Origin of the sequence: Pedobacter heparinus DSM 2366 (assembly GCF_000023825.1) — a bacterium.
GTDB classification, from domain to species: Bacteria; Bacteroidota; Bacteroidia; order Sphingobacteriales; family Sphingobacteriaceae; genus Pedobacter; species Pedobacter heparinus.
On the sequence record NC_013061.1, the window covers coordinates 653,417 to 667,962 of the forward strand.

10 protein-coding genes are annotated in these 14,546 nt (G+C 39.8%); all 10 read left to right on the forward strand.

Annotated features, from left to right (window positions below; translation table 11 throughout):
* Positions 1-51: 51 nt before the first annotated feature.
* The 10 genes from PHEP_RS02740 (at position 52) to PHEP_RS02795 (ending at position 14,431) form a co-directional block, all read left to right on the forward strand.
* The gene (locus PHEP_RS02740) at positions 52-1,287 is read left to right on the forward strand and encodes a glycosyltransferase (RefSeq protein ID WP_162141680.1); all 1,236 of its coding nucleotides are present in this window, start codon (positions 52-54) and stop codon (positions 1,285-1,287) included.
* On the forward strand, positions 1,271-1,849 hold the full coding sequence (locus PHEP_RS02745) for a hypothetical protein (protein WP_012780725.1): 579 nt from the start codon (positions 1,271-1,273) through the stop codon (positions 1,847-1,849). Before PHEP_RS02740 ends, PHEP_RS02745 begins: the two co-directional genes overlap by 17 nt.
* Positions 1,842-2,969 (forward strand): DegT/DnrJ/EryC1/StrS family aminotransferase, encoded by a 1,128-nt coding sequence (locus PHEP_RS02750; protein WP_012780726.1) that lies wholly within the window; start codon positions 1,842-1,844, stop codon positions 2,967-2,969. The genes PHEP_RS02745 and PHEP_RS02750 overlap by 8 nt, the downstream gene beginning before the upstream one ends.
* Entirely contained in the window at positions 2,966-3,547 is a 582-nt protein-coding gene (locus PHEP_RS02755) for an acyltransferase (protein ID WP_012780727.1), read from the forward strand. The genes PHEP_RS02750 and PHEP_RS02755 overlap by 4 nt, the downstream gene beginning before the upstream one ends.
* A complete protein-coding gene (locus PHEP_RS02760) occupies positions 3,547-4,563 on the forward strand; it encodes a Gfo/Idh/MocA family protein (RefSeq protein WP_012780728.1) in 1,017 nt (338 codons plus the stop codon). Before PHEP_RS02755 ends, PHEP_RS02760 begins: the two co-directional genes overlap by 1 nt.
* A 668-nt stretch (positions 4,564-5,231) precedes the next feature.
* On the forward strand, positions 5,232-7,703 hold the full coding sequence (locus PHEP_RS02775; protein ID WP_012780730.1) for an alpha-2-macroglobulin family protein: 2,472 nt from the start codon (positions 5,232-5,234) through the stop codon (positions 7,701-7,703).
* A 33-nt stretch (positions 7,704-7,736) separates the two neighbouring features.
* Positions 7,737-8,966, forward strand: a complete 1,230-nt coding sequence (locus PHEP_RS02780) for a lanthionine synthetase C family protein (RefSeq protein ID WP_012780731.1) — start codon at positions 7,737-7,739, stop codon at positions 8,964-8,966.
* Entirely contained in the window at positions 8,967-11,240 is a 2,274-nt protein-coding gene (locus PHEP_RS02785) for a lantibiotic dehydratase family protein (protein WP_012780732.1), read from the forward strand.
* Positions 11,233-12,186 carry a thiopeptide-type bacteriocin biosynthesis protein gene (locus tag PHEP_RS02790; RefSeq protein ID WP_012780733.1) on the forward strand — a complete coding sequence of 318 codons (954 nt, stop codon included), beginning with the start codon at positions 11,233-11,235 and terminating at the stop codon, positions 12,184-12,186. The genes PHEP_RS02785 and PHEP_RS02790 overlap by 8 nt, the downstream gene beginning before the upstream one ends.
* Before the next feature lie 67 nt (positions 12,187-12,253).
* Positions 12,254-14,431, forward strand: coding sequence for a peptidase domain-containing ABC transporter (locus PHEP_RS02795; RefSeq protein WP_012780734.1), 2,178 nt, complete (start codon positions 12,254-12,256; stop codon positions 14,429-14,431).
* Positions 14,432-14,546: the final 115 nt, after the last annotated feature.

The window sequence follows — 14,546 nt, forward strand, 5'->3', positions numbered from 1 at the left end:
GTATCTCCACTGCACCTAAATAGACTTGACTATAAAAGTAGCTACAATCACATGTTAGTCCTGATAGAAGGTCAATCGGAAAACATTGAGGTGAAAATTTGCAATAACCGTAAATTACGTATTAACCTGGATCACATTGGTATGCAATATGTGGTAAAATATTATGTCTTTCTATCTTTAGGCGATCAGTTTAAAGCTGAAGATCTATTTAAAAAGATAACGCACTTTTTGAACCAGCCGGTTCATGAAATTATCTTATTATTACCTTATCTTTTAGCACCATCCGAAAATTTTAGGATAGATAGTAACGTACGTTCGTTTATAATCTCGAAAAAAGTATTCGACAGTAAGATTTTCTCGTTGATTAATCCTGCCAGATTTATTTATGAAATGGTAAATTTCTATCTCAATTCGCCGCAAAGCAACAACATTGAAATTGTGCAGGTTGGTAAGCCCGAGCCTCTTTCTGAAGTTAATGAAAATGGTATTTCAACCGAAATAAATGAGTCTTCTGTGCAGATTACTCATAAAGGACCGTTAAAGCTTTTAAAGCGGTGCCTGACCCATTTAGATAAGACAAAAATGCTCCCTCAAAAAGTGGAAATATGTTTTGATGACAATTCTTACAAAAGGTTAGATCTTAAGCAGTTTAAAAACATTATTGATAACACAACGCTGTACAAAAACTCGCCTTTGGCAGTAGGCCCATTTCTGGCCAGACAGTACATGGTAGAACAATCAGCCAATGAATATATTTATCTCCTGGATTCTGATGACATATCTGTACCATCGCGTTTCAGTAAACTAATGCTGGAGCTTAAAGAAAGAAATTTAGACCTTTTAGGTTCTCACGAACTAAGAATTGATCAGATCGGTAAGAAACTGGTTATTGCCAGATTTCCACTTAACGTAAATTATGCCTTAGCTAAAAGATCCTTCCATCCCATGTTACATGGCACCTGTATCATGACAAAAGCCGGGTTCCTGAAAACGGGCGGATATTCAACAGAAGGAAAGTTTGGTTATGATACACAGTTCCTGTTAAGGGCAGGTTTTTTTCTTAAAATCGGCAATGTGGACGACTTTCTTTATCTAAGGTTCCAACGCCCCAACTCCCTCACTACTGCTAAGAAGACGATGTATGGAACCAAACGGAGAAAATTTATGGGCTGGCGGTGGCAGGTCGATTTTAACCTGGTTTGTTCGGGAAAATTAAATCTATCCGATTCATCTTTACGTGAAAGAAAGCATGACTTCAATTTTAAAATAGATGAAATTACCAAATAAAAAGGATATCCGGTTAAGCATAGTAAACCAGAAAAAAATTTACGCTTTCCTGTCCAAAACAATTTATAATGAACTGATCGAATACGGCGTGGAGGAGGAGTATACCTTCCCGTTTTTATTGTATCTCCATTGGACTGTGATAAAAAAATATACTGACGTATCCAGAAACACCATTATTTATAATACGGAAAAAATCCTCCATAAACTCCAAAACACAATTGAGGCTGAAAAAGAAATATATAACCAAGAACTGACTGATTTTATTGAGACTCTTTTTGCAGATAATTCAGAAATTTTAATCTCTATATATCAAGATGTCTGTGAAACAGACTCGCCACCGATATGGCTGCAGGAATGGCAGAACCTTTGCGAGTTTTGCTATACTACAAAGTCCCAAAGACTAATATGTCTAAGCTTATTGAAAATAGTCAATGAATGTTTAAATATGCCGCATCATAAAACAAATATTTCGCTCAACATTCTACTCAAAATCGAAAAAAACAAGCAGGACATGATGTGCCCGGATCGCCAGGTCGGTTATATTTTAGGTAATTATGGATAACATACAAATGGTTGATCTTAAAGGTCAGTACCTGAAGATTAAAGATGAGGTCGATATGGCTTTATTGCAGGCCGTTGAACGATCGATTTTTATTAACGGTGCAGAAGTAAAGATGTTTTCTGACAGTCTGAAGTCTTTTTGCAGAGCGGAGCATGTGGTGACATGTGCTAACGGCACCGACGCACTTCAAATAGCGATGATGGCTTTAGGGTTTAAGCCGGGAGATGAAATTATTGTGCCAACATTCAATTATGTTTCGTCTGTTGAAGTAATTGCATTACTGGGACTGGTACCCCGGTTTATTGATGTTCGGGAAGATACTTTTAATATCGATGATCAGCAGCTAGAGGCAGTTATTTCTCCAAGAACGGTAGGCATTGTTGTCACCCACCTTTATGGACAATGCTGTAATATGACAGCAATCATGGAGATTGCCAGACATTACAAGCTGAAGGTAATCGAAGATACCGCTCAGGCGTTGGGTGCTGAATACATTCCTGCAGACGGGAAAAGGACGTTTGCCGGCACAATAGCAGATATCGGTACAACTTCTTTTTTTCCATCAAAAAATCTGGGATGTTTTGGAGATGGCGGAGCAATTTTTACAAACGATGAGGCGCTGGCTCAGCGCATCTACATGATTGCCAATCACGGACAGGGGCAAAAGTATCTCCACGATTATGTCGGTGTTAATTCCAGGCTAGACACTATTCAGGCTGCGGTACTAGGCGTGAAAATAAAATACTTGAATGAATATACGGTTGTGCGACAAGAAGTGGCGGCAAAATATGATGAATTGGAAAACATAGATGGATTAACAATACCAGCAAGAGCCGGTTATTCTTCACATGTATTTAATCAATATACCTGCCGGATAGCTGACGGAAAAAGGGATAAGCTGAAAGCTTATTTAACGGGAAATGGTATTCCATCTATGATTTATTACCCGATGCCTATGCATTTGCAAAACGCTTATATCACTTATAATAGTACAGGCAGAATCTTTCCTGTAGCTGAAAAATTATGTAAGGAAGTAATATCACTACCAATACATACAGAGATGACAATGGAAAAGCTAGAGTATATCGTTGAACACATCAGGACATTTTTCAAAAAATGAGTTTAAAAAAATATTATTGTCATCCTACAGCAATTGTAGATGAGGGTGCCATTATTGGTGATGATGTGAAGATCTGGCATTTCTCTCATATTATGCGGGATGCAAAAATTGGTAGTCGTTGTAATATCGGGCAGAATGTAATGATTGCAAGCCAGGTAGTTTTAGGTCAGAATGTAAAGGTTCAAAATAATGTATCTATTTATGAAGGTGTGATATGTGAAGATGATGTTTTTCTGGGGCCTTCTATGGTTTTTACCAATGTAATTAATCCTCGTAGCGCCGTTAACAGAAGAGGTAAGTATTTAAGAACACATGTTGGAAAAGGAGCAAGTATTGGAGCCAATGCAACAATTGTTTGCGGCCATGATATTGGTAGTTATGCGTTAATTGGAGCGGGGGCTGTGATTATCAAACCAGTGTTACCCTATGCCTTAGTGGTTGGAAACCCGGCTAAACAAATAGGTTGGGTAAGTGAATACGGTCATCGGTTGATTTTTGATGAAGGATTTAAAGCCATTTGTCCGGAAACTCAACAGCAATATGAATTGAAAGGTAATCTTATCATCAAGATCAGCTAATGGCACATATAAGCTCAAAAGTAAAATTTGCAGTTATCGGTTTTGGCTATATAGGAATGCGGCATGCAAATACCATTTTAAGTAACGAAAGTTGCGAATTGGTCGCTTTGATTGATGTTAAACAGCAGGATCCTCTGGCGATTGAGAAATATGATGTGCCTTTTTTCTTTTCTTTAGATGCCTTTTTTGATTCCGAAATTCAGGCAGACGTCATAACTATTGCCTCGCCAAATGGATTGCATGCAGAGCATGCAATGAAATGCTTAAATAGAGGAAAGCATGTCGTTGTGGAAAAGCCGATGGCATTAAACAAATCTGATGCGGAAAAAATGATCTCCACTGCGCTTAGTGTAAACCGCCAGATCTTTGTCGTGATGCAGAACCGGTATGCTCCTCCTGTTACCTGGATTAAGGGATTACTTGAAAAAGAGCAGCTGGGAAAAATTTACCTGGTCCAGGTAAATTGCTTTTGGAACAGAGACGAACGATACTATAAAGCTGGCGGATGGCATGGTAAACAGGATATGGACGGTGGCCCTCTTTTTACGCAATTTTCACATTTTATAGATATCATCTATTGGCTTTTTGGTGACATCATTAATATTCAGGGCAGATTTAAAGATTATAACCATCAAACACTTACCGAGTTTGAAGATAGTGGCTTTGTGAGCTTCGATTTTATAAATGGAGGCATGGGAACCTTAAATTATTCAACTGCTGTTTGGAACCAGAACCTGGAAAGTTCCATGACAATTATTGCAGCAAACGGATCTATAAAGATTGGTGGTCAATACATGGATAAGGTCGAAATCTGCAATGTAAAGGGTTATGAAATGCCAGAGAATGATCATGGGGCCTCCAAGGGTTCAGTGGCTAATCACCAGTATGTGATCAGGAATGTGGTGGATGTACTAAACGGACGGGCTTCAATTGCAACCAATGCATTGGAAGGGCTGAAGGTTGTGGATATCATTGAACGGATTTACAATTGCAAAATTCACATTTATAATCAATAGTGGGTTTATATATTGGAGCCACACCTCCTTAATGAAATCCCGGAAAATACATTTTTCCATGTGACGCATTTAATTGAGAAAATCAAAATCAGAACAGGGAAACTTGGTGCATTTCTGATAAGCGAAAAATCCTGGACGGACATCGGAGGATGGGATTTTTATTCCAAATTTCTAAACAATAACATATTGATCTAAATAGCTAGCTATATAGTTGCCCCGGATGCCGAAAAGGGTTTAGAGTAGGCAAAACTTAGACAGAAAACAATGAAAAAATTAAGATTAAACAAGAGTTTTATTTCGAATCTTACCAGGGATGAAGCAGGTAAGATTATGGGAGGGAATGACGCAACCTGGGAGGAATGCTCGGACAGGTGTTCTGATTATTGTACGACTCCTACTTACGGTGATGACGCCACTTGTTATACTGCAGGGGCTGGATGTCCAGGAACCGGCAGCTATGGCTGTGCTACCGACAACGGATGTCAGTCAGACCTATGTCCGGATTCATTACAAATGACCGAATGCGGCCCGATTTGCTAATCATGTGAGCGAAGTAAATACCTCAGGGTATTTACTTCCTAAAATTATTGTAAATTCATTTTATTAGCTTTTTCAGATCAAAACTTACATTTGATATTAATCATAGGTTTATTAAATACGAATACATCATGAAACAGCTTATCTTCGTTCTATTATCTGTAGTCACAGCACTATCTGCGAAAGCTCAGGAGAATGATCATGGCGCTGAGCAATTAAAAAAGCAGCTATCCCTTTTCTTAACCCATCACCCATCCAGCAATCTTTATCTGCAACTGGATAAGAACATTTATTCACCCGAAGAAACCATCTGGTTCAAGGCGTACCTGCTCTCTGATACCGTTACTGCCAACAAAGTATTATATGTGCGCATTACCGACGAGGATAAAGAAATAGTGCTCAACGCCCAGTTTCCCATGTACGATATCCGCTCGCATGGCGATATTCAGCTGCGCAGCAATCTGGAAGAGGGCAAATACACCCTTTATGCCTATACCGACCGAATGATCAGCTATGGAGATACGAATGTGTTTGTGCAGCGCATTCAGATTAAAAAGATGACCGGCAAGAAACTGGAAGCCGAGGCCCAGGTAAGCGACACCACCCAACTGGTAAGAGGCGGTAAGGTGCAAGTGGTGACTGTTATCCGTGAAAGCGGCAAACCGGCAAAAAACGTTAAAGGCGAATACGAGCTGCTTGCAGGAGAAAAAGCCATTAAATACGGCAGGTTGAGTACCAATTTGTTTGGCGAAGCCTTTATCAATTTCACTTACCCGGAACTAAAAGACAATCAGTCGCTGAAAATCAATATGCTCTTTTGCCGGGATAATGATTACGCCGAGCTGTCGCTGAATCTGCCCCATGAAGGCAATCCGCTGAAAGTAAGTATTTATCCCGAAGGCGGACAGCTACTGGCTGGTGTCAGCGGCAAAGTAGCCATCGAAGTACTGGATATCCATCAGAATCCGATACCTACCGAACTGCTGGTAAAAAACGCGGGTCGACTTATAGCCAAATTAAGAACCAATAAACAGGGAATCGCTACCCTGAGCCTGAAGCCTGAGCTTGGTGCCACTTATACTGTAGAAACAGCAGGCAAAAAGAAGCAAACAATTGCCTTTCCAGAAATTATAAAACCCGCAGGCTATAGCCTAAAGCTGCACAGGAATAAAGAAGAGATAGAAGTAACGGTCTACAATAAAAACAAAGCAGGCAATGCCTTACTGGTACTTCGCTCAGCAAAAGAAGTGCTGTGGAGTCAATCCTTAAAGATTCCACCGGACGACTCGGTAAAAGTCACTATACCGGCAGCAGGTTTCCCCAAAAATATCCTGAGCCTGGCGGTACTTGACGGGGAGAATAAACCGCAGACAGAGCGTCTCTTTCTGAATAAAGCCCAGGAAGATTATAGGGTAAGCATCAGCACCGACCGGAAAGATTACGGCCTTCAAAAGAAAGTGACAGTTACTGTAAAGATATCCGATACCCGGGGTAATCCCGTTGTGGCTAATCTTGCAGTAGGAGCTACGGAAAAGAACCGGATCGACAGCGCGGGTTACCGGACCATTTTACAGTCCTGGTATTACCATCCCTTTGAGCATGCCAGCAGGAACAGGTTGCTGTCGGCCAAATCAGCAAACGAGACGGACGCTTTACTGATGGCAAACACCTGGGGCAACAACCAGTGGAAAACCATCAGTGATTACCAGCCCACAAGCCCTCCATTGCGCCTGGATAATACAGATGCTGCAATTGGAATGGTGATACCGACCGGTAAGAAGGAGATAGAGGAGATTGACATCAAATCCACCGATATTAATTTCTCTCTAGCGGAGTTAAACAAAAGAAATATTCTCCAAACCAGGCGATTTACCATTAAACTCGATAAAAATAGGATGTTTATGATACCGGCTTCTGAACTGTTGTCCCGTAAAGGGAAAGAATGGATGTTGGATATATACAAAGTAATAAAACCTGCTCCCCAGGTCAATTTTGAGGTGCAATGGAAGGATCATGATATCCATTATGATAACATTGTAGTAAAAGGAAGATCACTATTCGTGCCGGAAATTGTAACCTTTTTTTCGAGGCTCAAAAATCCTGGGGTATCTGATTTCAAAATGAACGGGATAAACCAATTAGCAGAAGTTACTGTAGGGGGTAAAGATGAGATAATCAGAAAGAGGCTAAAAGATAAATGTGCAGATTGGGTGTGTGGATACAATAACATTAATTGTTCAAGACATCCCACAGGTACCAAACCAGTAAAGGGCCAAACTTATTTTAAAAGGTCTAAAGGCATAGTGAACCTAGTCACCAATATAGGTTGCGACAACTACAGAGATGTCAGTTATATCAAAAATATCACCATTCCGGAGGAGTTTTATTTGCCCGATTATGATAGTGCACCATTTGGAAAATTCGATCCCCGTTCCACTATTTACTGGAACCCTAATTTGGTTACCGATGCAAACGGAACGGCAACATTTAGTTTTTTTACCTCAGACATTATGGGCGAATTTGAGATCATAGCCCAAGGACTGGAAGTAAATACTTTTACACCGTTAATGGGGAAAGGAAATTTTAAAGTTGCTGGTCAATGATTTTAAAAAAACATACTTAATAATAGATACGGAATGAATAACAGGAAATGGGAACCCCTATTTAAAAAAGGAGAAAAGCAATTGGGGGTAATTATCAATGTGCTTGAAAATACAGTATTTGAGAAAAGCTACTCCTTGTTAGGAATTGGAAGTACAGGAGCGGCCATTTTACTATATTATTATTGGCTGTATTCGAAAGATGATAAATACCTTGAAAAAGCGAATGCCATTATCCTGAAAAATTTTGAATTATTACCCCACAGCACACATATTCATAGTTTATGTAGTGGCACTGCAGGATTTAATTGGGCCGTAAATCACTTAATCAGTAATGGGCTTATTGAGGGAGATAGCAATGAATTATTTTCTGAAGACGATCCTTTTTTATATTCGGTAATGAAAAAGGATATCAACGAAGGCAAGTATGATTTTCTTCATAATGCCTTAGGTATTGGCCTGTACTTTTTAAATCGAAACACCACTCAGTCACTGGCTTATTTAGAATCGTTGATTTCAAGTCTCGAAAAAAGTGCTGAAACAGACATTAAAGGAATAAAATGGCGATCATTAGTTAACCAGGAAGGACCAAAAGAAAAAAAAGAAGTTTATAATCTGAGCTTATCTCATGGTATGGCAAGTATCATTGCTTTTTTGAGTAAAGCATGCCAGGCTGATATATTCAGGGAAAAAACAAAAGATTTACTTTGCAGGGCAACCACTTTTATTTTAAGCCATAAGCGGGATGCTCCGGATCCAGAATATGGTTCATACTTCCCTTCTACTATTTCTGTGAATGGAGATCCACCCATTAGCGCTAGTAGGCTGGCATGGTGTTATGGTGATCTTGGGCTTGGCTATGCTTTATGGCAGGCTTCAAAAATTATACAAAATACTGAATGGGAACGTCTGGCTTTAGACGTATTAGTACATACTACTATCCGAAAGGATGTTGTTAAAGAACGTGTCAACGATGCAGGGATTTGCCATGGGGCTGCCGGCATTGCCCATATTTATAACCGTCTTTATCAACACACGGGCATCAGCCATTTTAAAGATGCTGCCATCTATTGGCTTGAAGATGTGCTAAACAAAGCTGTTTTTACTGATGGGCTGGCAGGCTATAAATCATGGCATCCACCTCAATATGGAGGATGGAAAACTAGTGTAGGATTACTGGAGGGTATTTCAGGAATCGGCTTAGTGCTTCTTGCAGCGGTGAGCGATATAGAACCTAAGTGGGACGAATGTTTATTATTGAGTTAAATGAAAAAAACGAATCCTTACCTGCCCTTTGAGCAGTTTGTTTATAGAAGTCCGCTTTTACCGTTCAATACATTTATTCAACACCTGACCGAAATTTCTGCTTCGGAAGAGCGCTTCAAAAACCTGTTATCCAATAAAATAATCTGGGAAGCTATTTATTTGGCCTCTCCGGTGCTTTTTGAAGAGCTGCTGAAATACTTACAGAAAGGTTTACCGGATAAAAAAGAGGAGGAACGGATCAAATATTCTATGGTTCGTTACCTTGGCCGGATGTCTACAAGATGTACCCCATTTGGGCTGTTTGCAGGCTGTTCGGTGGGCCGCTTCAATGAACAAACAACTATTGCATTAAATAAAACAGAACAGTACCAGCGCCATACCCGCTTAGATATGACTTACCTGTGCGCCCTGGCACAGGAGCTGGCCGGTTCGCCGGAAGTAAAACCATACTTCCGCTATTTCAGCAATACCAGTATTTACAGATTTGGCGACAAAATCAGGTATGTTGAATATTTCTACCGGAGTACGAGGCGAATTCATAGAATTTCGGCTGTAGATTATTCGGAATATCTTGACAAGATTTTGCGCGAAGCTTCCCAGGGAAGAAAAATAAACGAACTGGCTGAATTAATAGTAGATGATGAGATCAGCATGGAAGACGCTTCAGCGTTTATTGACGAACTTATCAATTCTCAGTTGCTGGTGAACGAAATGGAACCCTCGGTTACCGGAAAGGAATTTCTTTATCAGGCCATTCAGAAATTCGAAGAAATAGAAAAAACTATTCCGGGCAAAAAAGAATATATATCCGGTTCGCTTCAGCTATTAAAACAGGTTAGCAAGGTATTGGAAGATATAGATAAGAACGTTATTGGTAATACACTTCATCTTTACGGCGATATAACTTCAGAAATAAAAAGATTTAAAACCACGTTTGAACCTAAGTACCTGTTCCAGACGGATATGATTAAACCCGCCGATACATCGTTCCTGGGAAGAGATGTAATTGATGATCTGAAGGGAGCCATCGAATTTTTTAATAAAATTACAGCTAAGCCCGGGGAAACAAATTTGTCGAAATTTCGGGAGGCTTTCCGGGATCGGTACGAAGACAGGGAAATGCCTTTGCTACAGGTGCTGGATAATGAGGCCGGTATCGGGTACACTCAAGCTGGAAGTACAGGCGATATTAACCCACTGGTGGATGATTTAATGATTCCCCAGCCAGGTAGCAGTAATGGCAATAAAGTTATATGGAGTGGGTTACAATCTATATTGCTTAAAAAGTATATAGAGGCAAAAACAACAAATCAATATACTATTGAGCTGTCAGACAAAGAGTTCGAACATTTAACGACCCAATGGAACGACTTACCGCTAACTATATCTGCTATGTTCCGGATAGTACAGGACGATAAGAATGGCAGGACAGTTTATATGAAAACAGCAGGAGGATCGAGCGCCGCCAATCTTTTGGGCCGCTTTTGCTATGCCGATAAACGGATTGAAGAACATGTACTGGATATTACGCAGAAGGAAGAGGAGCTTAACCCCGATGTCATATTTGCTGAAATCGCGCATCTGCCCGAATCACGTACCGGGAATATTTTATTGCGCCCGGTTTTACGTCCGTACGAAATTCCGTATCTCGCCAAACCGGGAGTCGAAAAGGATTATCAAATTGCTTTGTCTGACTTAATGGTTTCTGTACGAAATGGCAGAATTCTGCTTCGTTCAAAGCGTTTGAATAAAGAAATAATACCACGACTGAGCAGCGCGCATAATTATAGCTTTAAAGCCATGCCGGTATATCATTTTTTATGCGACATGCAGGTACAAAATGGCCGCTCTGCTGTAGGATTTAACTGGGGAACTCTGGCGAATGAACACAATTGGTTACCCAGGGTAAAATATAATAATATCATTTTTTCGGTAGCAAGGTGGACCATAAAACGCGAGGAAATTAAAGTCTTTATAGAAACAAAAGATGACCAGGTTTTAGTGGAATCAGTTACTGCATGGCGACTGCCATTGCAAATACCAAAGCATGTGGTGTTGGACGATGGCGACAATGAACTCTTTGTTGATTTAACCAATGCGCTAAGTGTCAGGACTTTATTTTCTGTTGTTAAAAAGCGAAATTCTTTCTTATTGGAAGAGTTTCTTTTTAACCCTGAGACAGCGGTAGTTAAAGGTGAAGAAGGGGTTTTTACCAATGAATTTATTGTATCTTTTTATAAGGAGAAACAAAATAACATCAATAATTATGGATAAGGGGATAAAAAGGACATTTATACCAGGGGATAAATGGATTTATTTTAAATTGTATACCGGGTATAAAACAGCAGATAACATTTTAAGTAAAACATTACCGGCTATTATCTCTCAGCTAAATACCGAAAATGTGTTAGATAAATGGTTCTTTATCCGTTATTCTGATCCTAAATTTCATTTGCGGCTGCGGTTCTGCTTAAAGGATGCAAAAAACATTTCCTCTGTAATCTCCCTGTTTAACCGGGAAATGAGCCCTTACATTGATGAAGATCTGATATGGAAAGTGCAGATAGACACTTATCAGCGGGAACTGGAACGTTACGGTACAACAACCATGGAACATTCCGAATCTATGTTTCATTTTGATAGTGAAGCAATACTTAGCATACTTAGTATACTTAGTATCCCTGAATATAATGAATCCGATCAACAACGATGGCTGCTGGCATTAAAAATACTCGATGCCCTGCTCTTTGATTTTGAACTCGGCATGGACCAAAAAATTGCATTATTAACTGAGTTAAGCGAAGATTTTAAAAAAGAGATGGGATTTACCATAAAAGGATATAAACTGCAATTGGATAAAAAATTCAGGACTCATCGTAAATTAATAGAAGAAATAATGGGCACACCCGAACAAGCATCATGGGCAATCCCTTTAATGGAAATTATCAGACAAAGATCCTTAAAAGTAAAGCCAATTGCCGGGACATTGTTGCAAATGGAAATGAATCAGAAATTAGAAGTTTCGTTACATAGTTTATTGAGAAGTTATATTCATATGACGATCAATCGCTTGTTCAGGTCAAAGCAACGTGTATATGAGCTGGTTATTTATGATATGCTGGAAAGATATTATTCTTCTTTAAAAGCAAGAAGCAAAAATACTGCAGGCAAAATGCACCGGGCTTCCATTGAGGCATTACCACAGGTTGTGATAACTTAAGTCGCTGTAACGATCGTATAAAATAAATAAATTAAAGCAGCAATTTTACAATTCTAATAATACTAAATTGAAGTTTCCTCATTACAAACAGCACGACAAAATGGACTGCGGCCCTACCTGTTTACGTATGGTTGCAAAATATTATGGACGAAACTATAGCCTTCGGCGTTTAAGAGAGCTTTGCCAGATTAACCGAGAAGGAGTTTCTTTGCTGGGAATCAGCGAAGCAGCAGAAAAGGTCGGTTTCCGCTCTTCCGGTGTTAAAATAGATCTGGAACAATTAAAAGAGGCCGAATTGCCATGTATCTTGCACTGGCGCCAGAATCATTTTGTAGTGCTTTACCGGATAGAAAAGGGGATTTATTATGTAGCTGATCCGGCTAAAGCATTGATTTCCTATACCGAAAAAGAATTTACCAGAAACTGGGTAAGCAATAAAGAACTTTACGATGGGATAGCGCTGTTTATTTCTCCTACACCTAAATTTTATGAAGAAGAGGGAGAAAAAAACAGAGGGCTTAGCTGGTCATTCCTGTTGCGGTACCGCTATGCTTACAGCCGCCTGATTGTTCAGCTATTTTTTGGTTTAGGTATTGGCAGTATCTTGCAATTAATCACTCCCTTTTTAATGCAATCTGTAGTTGATATCGGTATCAACACCCGGAATATTAACTTTATTTACCTTATTCTGATTGCCCAGGTGATGCTTTTTTTAGGGAGTGCCAGTGTTAATTTTATTCGTTCCTGGATCATGTTACACATGACCACCCGCATCAATGTGTCCATATTAACAGACTTCCTCACCAAGCTGATGCGGCTGCCCATGAATTTTTTTGATACAAAAATGACAGGCGATATTATGCAGCGGATGGGCGACCATAAGCGGATAGAAGGTTTTTTAACCGGTACTACTTTAAATACTTTGTTCTCTTTCGTTAACCTCATTGTATTTGGAGTTGTATTGGCTTATTACAATACTGGTATCCTGCTTATCTTCCTGATCAGCACCTCTTTGTATGCTGCATGGATACTCCTTTTTATGAAACGCCGCCGTGAACTGGACTTTAAGCGTTTTGATAACTCGTCTAAGAATCAAAGCAATATGATCGAGTTAATTGGCGGTATACAGGAAATTAAACTTCATAATTGCGAACAGCAGAAACGCTGGCAGTGGGAAAGCATCCAGGCTACTATGTTTAAAGTCAGTATTAAGAGTCTGGCATTGAGTCAGTACCAGCAGGCCGGGTCGATGTTTATTAACCAGGCAAAAAACATACTTATTTCCTTTATAAGTGCCAAAGCCGTTATCGACGGTCACCTCTCACTTGGAGGCATGATGGCTGTGCAATATATGGTTGGGCAGTTAAATAGTCCGATAGAACAATTCTTAGGATTGATCCAGAGCTTTCAGGATGCTAAGATCAGCCTTGAGCGATTAAATGAAGTTCATCAGATGGAAGATGAAGAATCTACTAATAAGCACTGGAACCAGGCGCTTCCAACAGATAGAAGTATCCGGATTGCCAATCTAACATTTCGTTACCCGGGGGCAGGTAATGAGCCTGTTCTGGAAAAGATTAATTTAGATATTCCCCAAGGTAAAACCACTGCCATTGTGGGGATGAGCGGGAGCGGTAAAACTACCATATTGAAGCTACTCATGCGTTTTTATGAACCGGAAAAAGGGGAGATAGAAATAGGCACTGCCAAATTAAGTCAACTTAGCTTTAAAGTATGGCGGAACCATTGTGGAATGGTAATGCAGGATGGTTTTATTTTTTCGGATAGCATAGCGAATAATATTGGCGTAAGCGATGAATATCCTGACCTCGATAAACTTCAGCATGCAATTAAAATAGCTAATATTGAGGAATTTGTGGATAGCCTGCCGCTTGGGCTCAATACCAAGATTGGTTCCGGTGGGAATGGCATCAGCCAGGGACAAAAACAACGGATACTCATAGCCCGGGCAGTATACAAGGATCCGGAATATATTTTCTTTGACGAAGCCACCAATTCGCTTGATGCTAATAATGAACGGGTGATTATGGATAATCTGCAGGACTTTTTTGCCGGAAAAACCGTAGTTGTGGTAGCGCACCGCTTAAGTACAGTTAAAAATGCCGATAACATTGTTGTACTGGATAAGGGCAGGATAATTGAGCAGGGAACCCATGCTGAATTATCACTGCTTAAGGGCGAGTACTTCGGACTTGTTAAAAATCAATTAGAACTGGCAATGTAGACGCGGATACATTTAAGGCCGGAGCATATTGATTCACAATGATTAAAATTCAATAAATAAATTATGCCAATTCTATATCAGGAGCCCGAACAGTGCCATTCTGAAGAAATGCAGG

Excerpts from the sequence above, each read along its gene's own strand:
- PHEP_RS02750 (WP_012780726.1), top strand. The coding sequence starts at position 1,842 with ATGGATAACATACAAATGGTTGATCTTAAAGGTCAGTACCTGAAGATT.
- PHEP_RS02790 (WP_012780733.1), top strand. The coding sequence starts at position 11,233 with ATGGATAAGGGGATAAAAAGGACATTTATACCAGGGGATAAATGGATT.
- PHEP_RS02785 (WP_012780732.1), top strand. The coding sequence starts at position 8,967 with ATGAAAAAAACGAATCCTTACCTGCCCTTTGAGCAGTTTGTTTATAGA.
- PHEP_RS02755 (WP_012780727.1), top strand. The coding sequence starts at position 2,966 with ATGAGTTTAAAAAAATATTATTGTCATCCTACAGCAATTGTAGATGAG.
- PHEP_RS02775 (WP_012780730.1), top strand. The coding sequence starts at position 5,232 with ATGAAACAGCTTATCTTCGTTCTATTATCTGTAGTCACAGCACTATCT.
- PHEP_RS02760 (WP_012780728.1), top strand. The coding sequence starts at position 3,547 with ATGGCACATATAAGCTCAAAAGTAAAATTTGCAGTTATCGGTTTTGGC.
- PHEP_RS02745 (WP_012780725.1), top strand. The coding sequence starts at position 1,271 with ATGAAATTACCAAATAAAAAGGATATCCGGTTAAGCATAGTAAACCAG.
- PHEP_RS02780 (WP_012780731.1), top strand. The coding sequence starts at position 7,737 with ATGAATAACAGGAAATGGGAACCCCTATTTAAAAAAGGAGAAAAGCAA.
- PHEP_RS02740 (WP_162141680.1), top strand. The coding sequence starts at position 52 with ATGTTAGTCCTGATAGAAGGTCAATCGGAAAACATTGAGGTGAAAATT.